Origin of the sequence: Schaedlerella arabinosiphila, assembly GCF_003885045.1 — a bacterium.
Taxonomy (GTDB): Bacteria; Bacillota; Clostridia; order Lachnospirales; family Lachnospiraceae; genus Schaedlerella; species Schaedlerella arabinosiphila.
Genome location: NZ_RHJS01000002.1, coordinates 5,806,972 through 5,824,223, shown reverse-complemented (window position 1 = coordinate 5,824,223; position 17,252 = coordinate 5,806,972). Strand labels below are relative to the sequence as shown.

The window sequence follows — 17,252 nt, the reverse complement described above, 5'->3', positions numbered from 1 at the left end:
TAATAGTAGCAAATGCATCGTCGCTTGTCAAGACGGTAAGAACATTTTACGTAAGAATATTACGAAAGAACATTAGTATTCACACGCTCCCGCACTTCAAAAAAATCCCTGCATATCCAGGAGCAGTACGGCCTGACCTGGTCGGACGGTTCGATCAAATCCGGGATCATCACCGTGATGCAGCCTGCCCCATGGCCTGCCCGGACGCCGTTTTCGCTGTCTTCGAACACAAAGCACTCCTCCGGCCTGCATCCGATCTGCTCCGCTGCGCGCAGGAAGATATCCGGCGCCGGCTTTCCCCGCTCTACCTCCGTGCCGCTGACCACCGCCTCAAAATACGCCCGGATTCCCGCTCCCGCCAGGTTCGCTTCGATCTGCCGGAGAGAACTGCTGCTGGCCACCGCCATCCGCACGCCCTGCTCCCGGAAGAACGCAAGGATTTCCCGCACCCCGTCTTTGACCGGGACGCATTCGGACAGCTTTTCCTGCATCCGTTTCATACATTCCTCCGCAACGGCCGCCCCGTCGGAGACCTGGTAATACTCTTCCACTACCCGGCGCATACGTTCCCCGTTTGTCCCTGTGATCGCTTTCAAAAATCCGCCGCCAAGCTTGATCCCGTGTTCCTCTGCAAGTTCATGCCAGGTCTGCTGATAGATCCGCTCCGTGTCAAACAGCACCCCGTCCATATCAAAAATCGCTCCCGTATAGTTCATACTGTTCTTTCCTCCCTGCATTCGATTGCGCCCTTACATGATTTTCCCGTTACTGTTTACACGGCGCGCTTCCAGCTCCCGGGTCATTTCGTCACGCAGGCCGTCTAATTTATAATAATATGTCAGGGCCGCAATGAGCAAGCACAAAATCACAGGAATCCAGATAAAACAGATTTCGATATAAGAGAGCGCCTTCTCCGTCTGGGCTGCATTTGCCACATAGCCGCCCTTTTCCAGAAATGCGCCGATGACAAAGCTGGTCAGCCCCATTCCGCCTTTCACAAAGAAGCCCTGGAAAGCGGCGATCAGTCCGGCCACGCTGGCGTTCTTTTTGTACTCCGAATAGTCAATCACGTCCGGCTGCATGGCAAATGTAATTCCAAAAATGCCGTAGATCCCAAGCCCTGTGATCACCAGCCCGATCAGCAGGCATGCGGCGGAATTTCTTCCTGCAAAGATCAGCATATCGCCTGCGATGTACAGGAGGATGCTGAAAAACATCAGATTCTTTTTGCTGAACCGTTTTTCCAGCGCCGGAAGGACGAGCAGCATCGGAAGCCCCGACAGGATTCCCAGAAGCCCCACCAGCGACAGCCATTCCGGACGGTTCAGGTTATATTGGAAATAATAGATCACCGTGGTGCTTCGAACCACATAGAGCGAAAAATAGAACAGGTTCAGCAAAAACAAGATCCACGCCTGCCCGGTGAGCCCCTTAAAATCCTCTTTCAATGAGGAATGCTGCTGGCTGACCGTAGGCGGCACCACTTCCTTTGTGCTTGCAAAGGTTACGAAAAAAATGCACATAGCAGCGATCCCATAGATCGTCATAGTGACAAGATAGCCCCTTGCGGAATCCCCTTTTCCAAAAAATTCCACCAGCGGCGCGGTGATGGACATAACCACCGCGGTTCCCAGCATGGCGCAGACCATCCGGGTGGAGACCAGCACATCCCTTTCATGGATGTCCGAGGTCAGCCTTGGAACAATGGTGTTCAGCGGGATATTTACCACTGTGTAAGCGGTACACAGCAGGCAGTAGGTCACATACGCCCAGATCAGTTTCCCGCTGCTTCCGAAATCCGGAATCAGGAATGTCATGAATGTAAATACCGCAAAGGGCACTGCCCCGAACAGAAAATACGGCCTTCCCTGTCCCCATTTTGTATGCGTCCTGTCCACGATCAGCCCCATCCCGGTGTCTGTAACCGCGTCAATAAACTTTGTGACCAGCATCATCGTCCCTGCCGCTGCTGCTGAAATTCCAAATACATCCGTATAAAATACCATCAGATAGGAAGCCATGGTACTGAATACCAGATTACACCCCAAATCTCCGATACCGTACCCTATACGCTTTCCCCATTTTCCCATGATCGTTTCCTCCTATATGTGTACCGCCTCTCGTCTGAGGTCCGGCAGACATTCACCGAAAGGCAGCCTTTGCAGTCTGTCTTCCCATTTACCAGTTCATCGCTTCAATTGCGGCCTTTTCCACTGAAAGCCCTGTTTTGTAACGTTCCATAAAAATCTGGAAGCCCGCTGTGTCTTTCGCGTCCGGCATCACGGTTTCCCCGGACAGCCCCGTAAAGATCCTGTTTTCCAGATACTCCTCCAGCTTCTCCCCTGGTTTCCGGTCGATGAGGTAAGCCGCCAGAAGCGCGATTCCCCACGCGCCGCCTTCGCTTGCCGTATCCATCACCGTGACCGGCGCGTTGACCGCAGCCGCCAGGTACCTCTGCCCCACTCCTCTGGTCTTGAAAAATCCGCCGTGGCCCATGATCCGCTCTACCTTTACCTTTTCATCCTCCATCAGGATATCCAGCCCCAGCTTCACAGCCCCCAGGGAGGTATACAGATGGACGCGCATAAAGTTGGCAAGGCTGAACCGGCTTTCCGGTGTGCGCAGAAACGCCAGCCGCCCTTCGTTCAGCATGGTGATATTTTCCCCGGAATAATAGCCATAGGCCAGAAGCCCGCCGCAGATGGGGTCTCCTTTCAGGGATTCCGTGTACAGCTTTTCAAACAGCTCTCCCGGAGCGGCCTTTATGCCCATCAGCTCCGCAAATTCCCCAAACAGCCCGACCCAGGCATTTAAGTCTGAAGTGCCGTTGTTTGCATGGGACATGGCGCATGGAAATCCCGCCGGCGTGGTCACCATATCGATCTCCCGGTACACCCTGCCCAGCTTCTTTTCCAGCACGATCATGGCAAATGTACTGGTGCCCGCGGAGACATTGCCTGTCCGGGGCGCCACAGAATTGGTGGCGGTCATTCCGGTTCCCGCGTCCCCTTCCGGCGGACACAGAGGAATCCCGGCCTTAAGCTCTCCCGATACATCCAGAAAGGCGGCGCCCTCCGGGGTAAGCGCTCCCGCGTCTTCCCCGGCCACCAGAACCTTCGGGAAAATCTCTTCCGCCTTCCAGGAAAATCCGTAGGGCTCCAGCAGCTTGTTAAACTTTTCAAGCATGGTTGCATCGTAATCGCATGTATCCGAATCTATGGGAAACATCCCCGCCGCGTCCCCGATGCCAATGACCCGCTTTCCGGTCAGTTTCCGGTGAATGTAGGCGCTCAGCGTAGATACATAATCCAGCCTTGCCGTATGCTCCTCCCCGTCCAGAATCCGCTGGTACAGGTGGGCCGCGGTCCAGCGCAGGGGGATATTGAAGTCAAAGAGCTCCGTCAGCTCATCCGCTGCCTTCTGCGTGTTTGTATTTCTCCAGGTCTGGAACGGGGCAAGCTGGTTTCCGTCCCTGTCCAATGCCATATATCCGTGCATCATGGCGCTGATGCCGATGGAGCCCACGGTTTGGAGCGTGACTCCGTATGTATCCTGCACGGCTTTCTTCAGAGAAGCGTAGCAGTTCTGGATGCCTGTGTGGATCTCTTCCAGGCTGTAGGTCCAGATGTTGTCGATCAGGGAATTTTCCCAGTCGTGGATGCCCACCCCAAGGACATTTCCCTGCAGGTCGATGAGCACCCCTTTGATCCTGGTGGAGCCAAGTTCGATGCCCAGCGCGGTTTTTCCGCTGATGATTCTTTCTTTTTTATTCATTTGTGTTCTCTTTTCCTTTCTTGAAGGGAACCCCGAAGCCCCGCCGGGCCAAAGCAGGCCGCTTCCGCCCGGCTTCTTTCCGGGATTCCATGCCGCCCGTCTTAGAAGCAGGTAAATGCCCCGTCAATGACAAAGTCAGATCCGGTTGTGAATGAGCTGGTGTCGCCTGCCAGGTATACGCAGATCGACTGCAGTTCTTCCGGTTTTCCCAGCCTTCCCAAAGGCGCCATCTCGTTCCACGTTTCGATCAGAGGGATCAGCGTCGGGGAATTGAGCGTCAGTTCGGTTCCGATGTATCCCGGGCTGATGCTGTTTACCCGCACGCCCCGCTTCGCCCACTCGATGGCAAGGGACTTCGTGAGTTGGATCACCGCTGCTTTGGAAGCGTTGTACGCGCACTGCGGCTGGGGTACGTTGACGATATGGGCGGACATGGACGCGGTGTTGATGATGGAGCCGCCTCCATGTGCCAGCATGTATTTTCCGGCCGCAATATCGGTCAGGAAAATGCCGTTCAGGTTGATATTGATCACCTTGCTCCACTGCTGGTAGGTCATCTCCTCCGCCGGCGCGTTGATGCAGATGCCTGCATTGTTATGGCAGAAATCCAGTCCTCCCAGTTCCTGTACCACCTGAGCCACCATGGCGTCCACCTGCTCCGGGTCCGTGCAGTCCGTCCGGATCGCGATGACCTTCCTGCCGGTCTTTTCTGCCAGCTCGGCAGCCGTCTTTTCTGCTTCCTTAATGTCCAGATCCACAATCGCCACGTCCGCGCCTGCTTCCGCAAATGCAGCCGCCGTACTCTTTCCGATCCCTCTTGCCGCTCCTGTTACAAATCCTTTTTTTCCATCCAGTCTCATTTTTTCGATAATTCCCATGACCATTCTCCTTTTTTGAATTTAATTTTGTAAAATGATTTATCAAATTATGATTACATAATAAACCTCAAATACACCAGAGTCAACTCGGAATTGTTCACAACTTTTTCACATCAAAATTATGCAACATGCACAGTAGCTTTTTTAAGTCCGGCCATGTTATAATATTATTTTGCAAATTTATTTTACAAATCAAAGTTTCTCGAGGTATATCATGAAAAAAAGCATTACTCCCAATCAGATCAAACAGAATAACCGCAGCCTGATCTACCACTATATTTATAAGAATGAAAAGGTGTCCCAGCAGGATATTTCCTATGACCTGCGCCTGAGCCGGCCTACGGTTACAGCCAATTTAAACGCCATGGAGCAGGAGGGGCTGATCTGTAAAAACGGGCAGATTGATACCGAGTTTGTGGGAAGAAAGGCTTCCGCCTATTCCATCGTTGCCAATCACCGGATCAGCATTGGTGTGGAAATTCTGCGAAAAGAAGTGAAGATGATCGCCGTGGATCTGTACGGCAGGCAGATGGCCCGCGCTGCGGCTGAAATCGCCTATGAATATGCAGCCTCTTATTTCAAAGCTGTATGTGAGAATATACTGGAATTTAAGGATTCGCTGGACATAGAGGAGGGGCAGCTCCTGGGGATCGGATTTGCCATGCAGGCATTGATTTCGCCGAACCGGCAGAAGGTTCTTTACGGCGAGATCCTCTCCTGCACCGGGCTTTCCATTGAGGAGTTTACAAGACATCTCCCCTATCCCTGCGCATTTATCCATGATGCGGACAGCGCGGCCGTCTCTGAGATGTGGGTGTCTCCGGAGCTGAGCGACGCCTTTTATCTCTCCCTGAGCAGGCATCTGGGCGCCGCCGTCATTTCCAGGGGAGAGATCCTGACCGGAAAGCACGGGCACAATTCTACCATCGAGCATATCCAGCTTGAACCCCACGGGGCGCTCTGCTACTGCGGACGGCGCGGGTGTATGGATACGCTCTGCTCACTGAGCGCGCTTTTGGAGGAACAGGAAAGCCCGGATGATTTTTTTGAAAAAGTGCGTGGGAAGGAGCCGGATTTTCTCAGGAGGTGGGACGAATTTCTTGGGAATCTGGCAAGAGCGGTAAATCTCCTCCACCTGATCTATGACACGGATTTTATCCTTGGGGGATATCTTGCCCAATACCTGCGCGAGGACGACCTGGCTGCGCTCTATGAAAAGATCCGGGATCTGACGCCCTTCTCCGAGGCCCAGGATTTCCTCCGAATCAGCAAAATGCCGCGCCATAATATCACGATCGGCGCCGCGCTGCCCTTTGTGCAGGCTTTTTTGAACGAAACGGCGCGGCAGTAATCAAAAAGGAGGCCGGACTGCCCCCTGTGAACCGGAATCATCGGGATGCCACGGGAAGCATGATATTGAGTGAAAATTCTGTCTCGCTCTCCACTTCCATGACGCCCTCGTACCGATCCACCACCGACCGGATATTCTGCAGTCCCACCCCGTATGCCGGCTGCTGTCTGAAATGCCGCCGTTTGGAGGAGCGGATTCTCCCCTGCTCCACGGCTACCGGCTCGTGGATGCTGTTGCGGATCTCCAGCATCCAGTAATTTGGGTGTGTCCGGGAGCGTATCCTGATCCATCCCGCCGGCGCCCCTGCATGGATTCCCCGCTCGCAGGCTTCCACCGCGTTATCCAGTGCATTTGCCAGAATACAGCAGAGATCCGCAGCCGCAAGCCTGTCTTCTCCCGGTGCGGACATTCGGATGGAAATGTCGATTCCAAGCTTTCGTGCCTGCTGATATTTGGAATTTAACAGCGCATCCGCATAGGCGGAGCCGGTCTGCACCGCCGACTGCCCCTGGTCTGCCCGAATATCCAGCTCTTCCAGATAATGGACCGCCTCCTCCGTCCTGCCGTCTGCCAGGAGACGCGCAAGGCAGAGACCGTGATTTTTCATATCATGCCGCATTTTGCGGAGCTGCTCGTACTGTTCCCCGGCAGATTCCAGATGGCTGCTCAGCATTGCGTATTGCTGCTCTGCCAGACGTTCCAGCAGACGCCGCTCCAGCATGATGACGCAGAACAGATGAAGCCCTGTTCCGGCCGCGGCAATCAGGCTGCAGCACAGGGCCGTCGGAAACAGCGTCCCTTCCGCCCACTCCCCGATTCCGGTAAACAGATCCAGCAGCAAAGTGACCGCCGCATAGATAAATACAATAATATACATGAGGTAAAAAGCATCCTTCTCCGAGAAATCCCGCCGGAGCAGATGGAGCTTCCGCTGCAGAACCTCCATCATCAAATACTGTACCAGGCAGACTGCAAAGCCTGCCGCGCTGAGCGCCTGTTCCGAACAATACCCCGATCCATCGGCTGCCGCCGCTGCATGAATGAGCGGGAATACCGCACAGAACGCAATCTCCGGCGCGCAGTACATCCACAATGTGAAAAAAATCTTTTTCACCGTGCTGCCGTGGAACAAAAGCATATTGAGTACAAGCCCGCAGAGCGACAGGTAAATAAAATTCCCCAGCGTCGTGCCTGCCAGCGTAAAAGTCCGGTTCGCATATCCGTAAATGAAAGATCCCAGGTAAAACCAGACAAAGGTGCAGCGGTATTTCGCGCCGCACATTTTTTTCAGAAAGCGATATTCAAAAAACAAGTCCACCAGCCCCAGGAAACAAATCCGGACGGCTTCCCAGATCCACGCGCTCAAAATACATCCCCTCTTTCCTTTAGATAATGCATAAACGCCAGGCCAAAGGATTTGTATCTGCGCTTCGACAGCGGGATGCAGTCCTCGTTGTCCAGGCGGATCTCGTTCTTATCATAAAGCTGTACGTGGCGCAGATTTACAATGTAGCTGCGGTGGCACCGGAAAAATGAGTCGGGCACAAGCTCCGGCCGGGTCAGCGCAGGCTCCAGATCTTCCAGTTTTCCGTAAAACGGAACCGTCTCTTCCACAGTGTGCAGATAAATTTTCCGATCCAGGACTTCCAGGTAAAGGATCTGTTCCAGGGGTACCCGCCGAACCGCCGTCCCCTGACGGACAATGACCGCACGCCCCCGTTCCCTGTGCAGGGAATCGCAGAGCTGCAGGAGTACCGTCTCCAATTTTTCCGAATCCACTGGTTTTACCAGATAGTGAAAGGGATGCACCTCGTATGCGTCAACCGCATATTGCTGATGAGCCGTGATGAACACCAGGCGGCTGTCGTCCCCCCGCATACGCAGCTTTCCTGCCAGCTCCAGGCCGTCCATGGGTTCCATCTCAATGTCCAGCAGCAGGATATCGTACGCCTCCCGCGCCAGGAGGGCGCTGCCGTTCCGAAAGGATTCTATATTGTATGCTATGGAATGTTGCTCCAATATCTTTGATACCTTGCCTGACAGCTCATCTAGCAGAACCTGTTCGTCCTCGCAGACTGCAATCCGGATCATCGGCAAAAACCTCCCTTGCTTTTGTTTTCAGATATGATTTTATTATAATGAAAATGCGGGGCGGATACAAGCCGATTGTCTGAACGGGCGGATTTTTGATGTGAAGGGATTGCTGTTCGAGCCCTTATCTCTGAAGATCCGGCATATACTTCAACTGTTATCCCTCAAAAATTTTTATTAAGCAGAATATGTGACAAAATGCCCCCACAGCGATTGCGTAAGCTGTGAGGGCATTCATTATGCATATATGAGTTCGTTTAATGTGATTTCTTTCCCCTGATTGCAGACTTGGTCGATTTCGGACAGATGCTCAAGCAATGTACCTCAGTCACGCTTCTGGAGTTCTGTTTTCGGCTGCTCAGAACATGGTGCGTCCAGCGGTTCGGATAGAGTTCCACAGTGAGATTTAATTCTCCTGCTCTTTCGGATCGTGGGTTTCGATGTATTCAATAAGTTCAAGTATTTCATCACTGCTCAGACCCTTTTCCTTTAGCTTTCTTATAAGATTTACAACCTCTTTACCTGTCATGTATTCACCTTTCCTTTCTGTTCAACAAAGGAACCACTTATTGAATAATTACAATTTTATTATATCAAAAGGAGTCTGGGGTGTAAAGCCTTTCGGCTGGATTTCTCCGACCTGTCTATCGGCGCTTTGCATCGGAAAAGGCGGCTGCTTCCTTCACCCATCCCATCAGCTCCTCATCGATCTCATCCGGATCGGAAATCAGAACATGGTGCGTCCAGCGGTTCGGATAGGGTTCCACAACCGCATCGATCCGGGGCGACTCTACGCGGCGCCCCAGACCAAATGTGATGACGATATATGTTTTCGGCCGCTCCTTCGCTTTGCGCACAGGCAGAAAAGAGACAAAAGCAAAGTTGTGCTTATTGGAAAAAGCGATCTGGGTTTTCTGTACTTTTATATTTGCGCTGCCGAGTTCGGAAAGAAGCTTTTGCTCAAAACATTCGTATAGCGGCAGGGCTTGTGGGCGGCTGTTGAAAAAAAGCAGGGTATCCTGGGTCATTTTTTGGCATTCCTTTCTGAGGTTCTTATTTTATTACTTCAAAATCTCCCCCAGCACCTCCATCAATTTCGGAACATCAATGGGCTTCGCAATATGTCCGTTCATACCTGCATCCAGCGCCGCCTTCCTGTCCTCGTCAAAGGCATTCGCCGTCATGGCGATGATCGGTATCCGGGCAAGGTTCGGATTTTCAAGCTTCCGGATCTGTCCCGTGGCTTCATATCCATCCATAATCGGCATCTGGATATCCATCAGGATCAGGTCGTATTGGCCGGGTTCGGCCGCTTTCATTTTTTCTACGGCGACCGCGCCGTCGTCGGCCATATCCAGGACGAAGCCGGCTTCCTGCAGGATTTCCACGGCAATCTCCTGGTTCAGTTCGTTGTCCTCTACCAGAAGGATCTTCTTTCCTTCGAAGGAGCCGTTCTCTTCCTGTTCATCCGGTTCGCTGTCAGGACTCGCGAAAGGCGACTCCAGAACTTCGCGGAGCTCGGACAGAAAGATTGGCTTTGAGCAAAATCCGGTGACGCCTGCGTTTCTTGCCTCTTCCTCGATATCCGACCAGTCGTAAGCGGTGAGAATGATGATCGGCGTCTCCTCACCGATGATTCCGCGAATCCGCCTTACGACCTCAATGCCGTTCATATCCGGCATCAGCCAGTCAATAATGTAGGCTGCATAAGAATCATTCTGCTCCTCCGCCAGCTTGGTCCGAAGCACCGCTTCCTTGCCGGAGGTGGTCCAGTCGGGACGCATGCCGATGGTGGAGAGCATCTTGGTCACGCTGGAGCAGGTGTTGAAGTCATCGTCCGCCACAAGCGCCCGGAGCCCGTTCAGCTCCGGAATGACTTCCTGTCTGACGGAACCGGAGCAGGTCTTGAACTGCAGCGACACGGTAAATGTAGAGCCCTTTCCCACCTCGCTGTCTGCGGAAATGGTGCCGCCCATCATATCCACGATATTTTTGGTGATGGCCATGCCAAGTCCGGTTCCCTGGATTCCGCTGACCGTACTTGTCTGCTCCCGCTCAAACGGCTCAAATACATGCTCCAGAAATTCTTTGCTCATTCCGATCCCGGTATCCTTGACCTGAAAATCGTAGGACGCGCATCCCTCCGCCGCATTCCCTTTCTGCAGGATGCGGACGCTCACGATGCCGCCGGGCTTGGTAAATTTCATCGCGTTGCTCAGAAGGTTGAGCAGAACCTGATTCAAACGGAGTTTGTCACAGAGGACATGCTCGTTGACCACATCCGCAGTATCAATGAAAAATTCCAGCTGCTTAGATGAAATATCTGCCTGGACAATCGTTTTCAGATCATGCATGATCTCGGGAAGGGACGTTTCCTTTTCCTCAATCTTGACTTTCCCACTCTCAATGCGGCTCATATCCAGGACGTCATTGATCAGGCTCAGCAAATGGTTGCTGGAGGTGGTGATCTTGGCCAGATAATCCTGAACCTGTTCCGTATTGTCAATATGGGTCGCGGCAAGCGACGTAAATCCGATGATCGCATTCATCGGCGTCCTTATATCGTGGGACATATTGTTGAGAAATGTGGTCTTTGCCCGGTTGGCATGCTGCGCCGCCGCAAGCGCGTCCTGAAGGTCGATGGTCTGCTTCTCCAAACGCTCTTCCATCTTTTTCTCATCATCTATATCCATAAATAACCCGACAAATGTGATCGGTGAGCCGTCCTCCCGCCTTGACAGCCGGCCCGCCGTGTGAAACCACCTCCACCCGGCATGTTTGGTCTGCAGGCGGTACTCTACGTCGAATGTTTTTACACCGGTATAATCCTTGACCGTTTCCCAGTATTCCCCGAGCACCTTATCCCGTTCCTCTGCATGGAGCAGATCCGACCAGGATTCCAGCCGGTTTGGAAAATCTGCTTCATTGTGATACCCCAGCATATTCCGAAATGTATCCGACCAGTTGCAGGAAATGATCTCTGCCTTTTCATTGAACTCCATGCTCCAAAGGCCGGACCCCATCGCAGCCTGGATATTTCTCATCGCGGCCTGCTCCTTCTCGATCTGTGCATAGGCGGCCCGAATCCTGTTTCCGTCCTCCTTTTCCTGTTCCAAAAGGATTCTTGAATGCTTCTTGGACTGATTGGTCAGCACATGAAATACAAGGAGCATGGCAAGCACCGTAATGATGATCTGGATAATTCCGCGGGTCATCATTCCGGAACTGATGGAGCTGATCTGCTCGCTGATTACATTGTCCCGGATCAGGATTGCCAGCATCCAGTTCGTCCCCTCCACCGGAACATAGCAGAGATCCTCCTGAAAGCCCTGGTAGTTAAATGTAATCTGACCGGGATTCCCGTTTTCAAAATCCTGGATCAGCTGCTGGTGGTCGGTACTGTCTGCGTTGTCCGCGTCCCTGACGGCAGAAAAAAGGTTGCTTCCCGGTTCCATATTTCCAAATTTATCATTTGTCAGGCTTTCTCCGCTTCGGTGGTATATATTGCAGTAAGTCTCGTTATTGCTGGCCTGCAATGTCAGGGAGCTGAGCATTTCGTCTATATTGATCTGAATAAAGCTGGCCGTCACCCGGGAGCCCTGGAAGGAAATCCCCTCCACCGGAATTGCGAGAACGACCTGCTTCCTTGCCCCGTAAAGATTTGCCGTACTGGTCACCGGCCCTGTCATTTCCTCCGAAAGAAAGCTGTACCTGCTGAGTCCGGAGGTGGTGCTGTGCTCCGTGTAGACGATTCCATTTTCATCAACCAGGGCAATTTTATCCAGCCCGTAAAGTCGTTTGACCCTTCCCAGAAAACGGCGCAGCGACTCCTGGGATGCCAGATCGGACTCTTCCATTATGGCCAGCGCATTTTCCATATAAGCAATGTTGCTTTTCAGTTCTTCGGAGACCACCTGTGCCCTCCGGCCTGCCAGCTCTTCCAGATAAAATTCACTGACCCGGTTTACGGCCTGGCTTGTTCCTACTCTCGCGCCGTTGGACACCCAGAGCGTCGTTATAAGAAGAATCGACGCAATGAGCAGTCCGCCCCACACGGCGGATGTGATCGTCTTTTTTTTCTCATTATCTCTGATTTTAACCTGTTGTCCCATTTTATGCTCCTCAGTCCATTCCCCCGTACAGTGTCTGCAGCATTGACCGGGCACTGTCCTGGTAAATGATTGTTGTGATCTCTTCTGTTTTTTCGGGATAGGCATCCCCCGGGAGACAGCCGTCCGCAATCTTGACAGCCACCTGAATGGTGTCAAAACCGATGGAATAGCAGTCCTGAACCCCCAGCGCGTAAATAATCCCGTCTCTGAGGTATTCCAGCGCTTCCTGGTCGTGATCCATTCCCACAATCACCACCTCATCCTCCTGGCCGGCTTCGATGACCGCCCTCGCGGCCCCCACCGGATTGCTCATATTGCAGCAGATCAGCCCGGCAATGTCCTCGTGTCCTGCAAGAATTTTCTGTGTAAGCTGGTACGATTTTTCCACAGAATCCTCGTCATATACTATTTCTACGATCTCCATATCCTGATATTTGGCCAGCACATTCTGCGCGCCCAGAGCACGATCCTCATGGCAGGGCGCACCCTTGGTTCCCACCAGAACGGCAACCTTGCCGCGGTATCCCAGCTTTTCGCAGAGCGCTTCGGTCAGATCGGCGCCGTCTTCGTAGTTGTGGGTGTTTCCCACGTATGCGATCCGTTCGCAGCCGTCCTCCTTTGCCGCGTCCGAGCTGGAAAATGTCATGACTTTCCGTCCGTCCCTGATCAAATCGTTGATGGCCGGCGTGACCATATCCACATCCGCCACATCCACGCCGATCACGTCAAAATCCCGGTTGGAAGCATCGGACAAACGCCGGATCTGCTCCTGGGCGGAAGCAGCGTTCGGCGCCAGGTATTCATAATCAATGATGATCCCCTTTTCCTCAAATTGCTTCGCCGCGTCCTCAATCCCGATGGCCACCGCGTCCCACCATGGATGATCCACTTTATATGTAAAATAAAAATTGTATTTTCCTTTTGAAGGCTTGTAGTCGTCCAGCTTGTCATCAAAGCGGACGATCTCCGTGATATTGTCGTCTTTCTTGTTGTTTTCATCCTCCAAAGCAGAGACTTCATCCGGCGCGTTCAGCGCTTCCGTATTCGCCTTCCGCCCGCAGCCCGGCATCCCCAGACAGCAAATGCTGAAAAAAGCTGCCAGTTCCAGCATATTCCTGACCTTATGCCGCAATTTTTTTGGTTCGTTGTCCCCTTCAAGTATCTTCCTAAACATGGATCTATCGACTCCTCTCATAAATAGGGGTGTTGTTAAAATCTGCCGTTGATTTTCGTCAGAAAATTGGTGACATCCTGTGCATCAGCGCATTATATTATACCACAAGGATCACAAAATCTCTACTTCTTATTACAGAAAAAAGAGCCGGCAGGGGCGGAATTGCTTCCGCCTCTGCCGGTCTTTTTTCTTTTCATGTGATCATTTTTTCCTGCTCTGCCATACCTTTGCAAGAATGTCTTTGAGTACCAGGAAGGCGTCCAGATCTGAGTAATTATATTCCTCTTTCAGCTCGTCCACCATTGCACCTAATCTCACGGCGTAGTTTGGGGTGTTTACCTCTTTCTGGTATCTGACCAGGATGGGATATTTTTTTCCCCACGCCTTTGTCCAGTCGATCTTTTCTTCTGTCTCCTCGCTTGTCCGGTCGATGATATCCTGGATTTCCTTTACGTCCATGTCAAATTCGATCAGTTCATCCAGAGACACATGGTACAGCAGCGACATCTGCTTCGACTGACGGATATCGGGAAGCGTCTCTCCTGTTTCCCATTTTGAGATCGTCTGCCTGCTGACACCCAATTTTTCCGCCACATCCTCCTGTGACAGTCCGCATTTTTTCCTCGCATGAAATAAACTGTTTCCTAAATTCATAGAATCCGCCTTTTCTGTTGAGAATCTGATTTTCGTTGCTGCGGGTACTTCGCGGTTTTGTGGAAACCGCCTGGATACAGCGTATGGAACTCCGCAGGGGGCTTGCATGTCCGCTGTTTTCCATAAGACAAGTATAGAATCCTACGTGGGAAATATCTACCAGTTTTCGTTGGCAAATATGCACGTTTTCTTAACACCAGTTACTGTTCACACCCTACGGGTGCTACAGTAACAGTAACTAACACCACGTACGGAATTCAGGTTTCGCGCTTCTTTTACATCACATCCCCGGATATGCATACAACCTGATATAATTCCTCCTGCATTTTTTCCTCAAAATATTCTTTTAACCGGAGATTCATGTCCCATTTTTTCTGCGGATAATAGCCGTGCCTGCTTTTTACGTCGTTCATCCTTTCTTCAACAGAAACAATCCCGTCGGCCTTTGCGAGGGAATCACACAACTGGATCAGGCAGTCATAGTCATTGTATTCCATCCCTGCCAAAAGAGCCTGGATCTCATCCTGCACGGATTCGGTGACGTCAAATTTTCCGATATAATCATGGATGTCTTTCATATTGAATGAATGGGTCAGGGCAATTCTGGCCGCATTGGCATATCCCATCTCCGACAAATATCGATATCCGTCATAGACATGGGCCAGGCCGGTGATTCCGAATTTTCGCCCGATATCATGCAGCAGGCCGTAGACGTACGCCCGTTCCGGGTCAAGGCCGGGGCAGCGCGCTGCAATCTTTTCGGCGCATTCTGCGGCGTTCCTGCTGTGCTGCTCCCACGGCCCCGGATTGAACTGCACCGCATTTCTGAGCAAAAATTCCGCCATTTCAACGGAGGGTTCCGGGATCGTGCCGCCAAGAATCTCCAATACTGCCGTGTCTCTTGCAATCATAACCAAGTCGAAATCGTTCCTGAGCGGGTACGCCCGTGACTCGGAAAAGTGCGGGCCGGACGAACCTGCCCGGGGCTTGCCGGGCAGCCGAGAGGATGGACTTGCCTGTATACACATTTGGCGGCCGCCGGAAGTTCTTTTATTTTCTGCTGCCGCATCCTTTGCAAATACATACCGCAGCTCGAATCCGGCTTCTTTTTCATAATCATCCAGGATCTGCTCTCCAGCCGTTTCCTCAGCCGAACAGGTATAATAAAAATTTTCCTGCTCGAATACGGTGTTCTGCTGCGCGCTGCTTTTCTGCAGGCGAAGCACGCTGCCGTATTCCCGAATGGAATCCTTCTTTATAAGCAGCCCCGTCTCCTCACGAACTTCCCTTGCCAGCGCTTCCGCCGGATTCTCGCCGGCCCGGATTCCACCGCCGGGAAATTTATAATATTGGCCGTTTCTGCTGTAAACCATCGCCAGACGGCCGTCCTCTGTTCGGATAATCGCCCGGGCGGACGGCCTTCGGATGCGGGCATCGGACTCTGCATAGTTTTTGATATCCATTTTAAAAAGCGGCTTCATCTTCAAATTTCCCCTCCCTATATTGTTTTTGGCATGTATACCACTTTTATTCAACCATATTATAAGCCTGACTATTCTGAAAAGCAACGAAACACTGTGAGCTCCCAGTCAGGATTTGCACAATAGGTTACAGTTCACGGCCCAACCGGCCGCTCACAGTAACGATGTCAGCCTTAGTTGACAAATTGCCAACCATCGTTGGTTGCCCTCAAATGCGAAAGAAGGTATACTCATGACATCAAACCATTTCCCACAAATTTGCTGAATCTTCATATAAATTAATCGGGGAAACGGCCAAACTGAACATGGAGGAGGATTTTAATGAAATTTAATGAAAAGCTGTTGGATTTAAGGAAAAAGCAGGGGCTGTGCCGGGATAGCCCTTTTTTATTCCGGATAGTCTTTATCTTTCCAGTACCACCATTTTAATTTTTCCGAATCATGCTGTTCATGCTCTGCAAAATACACTGCGCACCGGAATACATACAGGACGCACTTGTCATCCTGAAATCCTTTTTTCACGCTGTCCAGATGGTACAGCTCTTCCGGTTTTCTCCCTTTGAGATCGGCAATGCACCGAATCCCGATATTGTGCAGGTGGCGTTCCATATTGGCCCCCACCCCCGGGATCTTCTGCAGATCGCTGGCCAAAGGTTTCTCCCGCATCTTCATCTTTGATTTCTCCTTCACTCTTGGATTGTCTTTCCTGCCGCAAAATGCATTCGCCGGCAGATCCCGCCTGATACAGTCTCACAAATGCACCGATGTATACTCGTGACGAACCGCCGGCAGAAATTTTTGCAGCAGGTCATCCATCTTCATGCGAATGCTGGACGTATTGATGCAGGGATGGCAGCCCACATATTCCTCCCGGATCACATCCTCGTCTATCAGAAGCGTCACCTGGTTACCGCGGTCGTTCATCAGCCCCATCACGCTGGCAGAACCGGCCGTGGTTCCAAGGTATTTTTCCATAAATTCCTCCGGCGCGAAGGAAAGACGTGAGCTGTTGATCTGATGCGAAAGATCCTTTGTCTTGAATTTTTTGTCCCCCAGGATCATCAGCAGATAGAATTTTGTTTTCTGCGCGTTGCATAGAAAAAGGTTTTTGCAGATTGCGGCAGGTTCCAATACGCGGTCAATGGCCGCACATGCTTCCATGGTAAATGCGGCTTCATGGTCCACTCTGTCATACCCGATCTGTAGAGAATCCAGCAGGTCGTATACCGCCCTCTCCGTTTCCTTCCTGTCCTCCCAGTCTGCAGGACGGCCTTTTTGTAAAATCAATTCTGTTTCCATGGTTCCTCCTAGTTTTTGATCTGTCAGCTTACGAGCAGCCAATGTATTTTGCTGCTCCTGCCAAAATGTATTTCCTGATTCGTCAGTCGTTTTTATAGAGTGCGTAAAAATCTGAATCCAGGTTATCCATCATCTGGGTAAACCATGCCTTCGCGTCGTCAAGCGCCCTGTTGTAGATGATCGGCGCCATGTTCTGCTCGAATAATTCCAGCATCTGCATCTGCTCGATCATTCCGATCTCTTCGCCCCGCACATCCAGATAAAATGCCCTGATCTCGGCTTTTAGTTTTTCCTTCTGGGAATCTGATAATCTGATCTGGGACAGCGGTTCCCTCTTATTTCTGCCTCTGCGTGATTCCATGATGCACCTCCGTCAAATTTGCTTTTCTCTGCATTTATCATAGCAGAAAAGACGGTGCTTATCAATCAGAGCTTTGC

16 protein-coding genes are annotated in these 17,252 nt (G+C 51.7%); 1 reads left to right on the top strand and 15 read right to left on the bottom strand.

All coding sequences use genetic code 11. From position 1 onward, the window contains the following. Window positions 1–59 precede the first annotated feature (59 nt). From EBB54_RS27380 to EBB54_RS27365, 4 genes are all read right to left on the bottom strand, one after another. Window positions 60–716, bottom strand: a complete 657-nt coding sequence (locus EBB54_RS27380; protein WP_125129806.1) for an HAD family hydrolase — start codon at window positions 714–716, stop codon at window positions 60–62. Between the two features lie 33 nt (window positions 717–749). Continuing rightward, window positions 750–2,090: an MFS transporter gene (locus tag EBB54_RS27375; protein WP_004080017.1), complete on the bottom strand. Its 1,341-nt coding sequence runs from the start codon at window positions 2,088–2,090 to the stop codon at window positions 750–752. 88 nt (window positions 2,091–2,178) lie between these two features. Continuing rightward, window positions 2,179–3,774, bottom strand: a complete 1,596-nt coding sequence (locus tag EBB54_RS27370; protein WP_125129805.1) for a xylulokinase — start codon at window positions 3,772–3,774, stop codon at window positions 2,179–2,181. A gap of 101 nt (window positions 3,775–3,875) precedes the next feature. Next, window positions 3,876–4,652 carry an SDR family oxidoreductase gene (locus EBB54_RS27365; RefSeq protein ID WP_125129804.1) on the bottom strand — a complete coding sequence of 259 codons (777 nt, stop codon included), beginning with the start codon at window positions 4,650–4,652 and terminating at the stop codon, window positions 3,876–3,878. A gap of 214 nt (window positions 4,653–4,866) precedes the next feature. On the opposite strand from EBB54_RS27365, the gene EBB54_RS27360 reads away from it, so the two are divergent. Further along, on the top strand, window positions 4,867–6,003 hold the full coding sequence (locus tag EBB54_RS27360) for an ROK family transcriptional regulator (RefSeq protein ID WP_125129803.1): 1,137 nt from the start codon (window positions 4,867–4,869) through the stop codon (window positions 6,001–6,003). 37 nt (window positions 6,004–6,040) lie between these two features. Here EBB54_RS27360 and EBB54_RS27355 read toward each other — a convergent pair whose 3' ends face one another. The 11 genes from EBB54_RS27355 to EBB54_RS27310 form a co-directional block, all read right to left on the bottom strand. Then, window positions 6,041–7,369: a sensor histidine kinase gene (locus tag EBB54_RS27355; RefSeq protein WP_125129802.1), complete on the bottom strand. Its 1,329-nt coding sequence runs from the start codon at window positions 7,367–7,369 to the stop codon at window positions 6,041–6,043. Continuing rightward, window positions 7,366–8,094: a LytR/AlgR family response regulator transcription factor gene (locus tag EBB54_RS27350; protein WP_125129801.1), complete on the bottom strand. Its 729-nt coding sequence runs from the start codon at window positions 8,092–8,094 to the stop codon at window positions 7,366–7,368. The genes EBB54_RS27355 and EBB54_RS27350 overlap by 4 nt, the downstream gene beginning before the upstream one ends. Window positions 8,095–8,500: 406 nt before the next feature. Next, window positions 8,501–8,623 (bottom strand): hypothetical protein, encoded by a 123-nt coding sequence (locus EBB54_RS31710; protein WP_279229984.1) that lies wholly within the window; start codon window positions 8,621–8,623, stop codon window positions 8,501–8,503. A 115-nt stretch (window positions 8,624–8,738) separates the two neighbouring features. Then, window positions 8,739–9,122 carry a DUF5655 domain-containing protein gene (locus tag EBB54_RS27345; protein ID WP_125129800.1) on the bottom strand — a complete coding sequence of 128 codons (384 nt, stop codon included), beginning with the start codon at window positions 9,120–9,122 and terminating at the stop codon, window positions 8,739–8,741. Window positions 9,123–9,155: 33 nt separating this feature from the next. After that, a complete protein-coding gene (locus EBB54_RS27340; RefSeq protein ID WP_125129799.1) occupies window positions 9,156–12,206 on the bottom strand; it encodes a hybrid sensor histidine kinase/response regulator in 3,051 nt (1,016 codons plus the stop codon). 10 nt (window positions 12,207–12,216) lie between these two features. Next, window positions 12,217–13,380, bottom strand: a complete 1,164-nt coding sequence (locus EBB54_RS27335) for a substrate-binding domain-containing protein (protein WP_125129798.1) — start codon at window positions 13,378–13,380, stop codon at window positions 12,217–12,219. 201 nt (window positions 13,381–13,581) lie between these two features. After that, a complete protein-coding gene (locus EBB54_RS27330; protein WP_125129797.1) occupies window positions 13,582–14,034 on the bottom strand; it encodes a helix-turn-helix domain-containing protein in 453 nt (150 codons plus the stop codon). 275 nt (window positions 14,035–14,309) lie between these two features. Then, a complete protein-coding gene (locus tag EBB54_RS27325) occupies window positions 14,310–15,515 on the bottom strand; it encodes an NUDIX domain-containing protein (protein ID WP_125129796.1) in 1,206 nt (401 codons plus the stop codon). Between the two features lie 387 nt (window positions 15,516–15,902). Further along, a complete protein-coding gene (locus EBB54_RS27320; RefSeq protein ID WP_004079986.1) occupies window positions 15,903–16,187 on the bottom strand; it encodes a helix-hairpin-helix domain-containing protein in 285 nt (94 codons plus the stop codon). Window positions 16,188–16,265: 78 nt separating this feature from the next. Then, a complete protein-coding gene (locus tag EBB54_RS27315) occupies window positions 16,266–16,814 on the bottom strand; it encodes a prolyl-tRNA synthetase associated domain-containing protein (protein ID WP_125129795.1) in 549 nt (182 codons plus the stop codon). An 82-nt stretch (window positions 16,815–16,896) separates the two neighbouring features. After that, window positions 16,897–17,175 (bottom strand): DUF2164 family protein, encoded by a 279-nt coding sequence (locus tag EBB54_RS27310; RefSeq protein ID WP_125129794.1) that lies wholly within the window; start codon window positions 17,173–17,175, stop codon window positions 16,897–16,899. Between the last annotated feature and the right edge of the window lie 77 nt (window positions 17,176–17,252).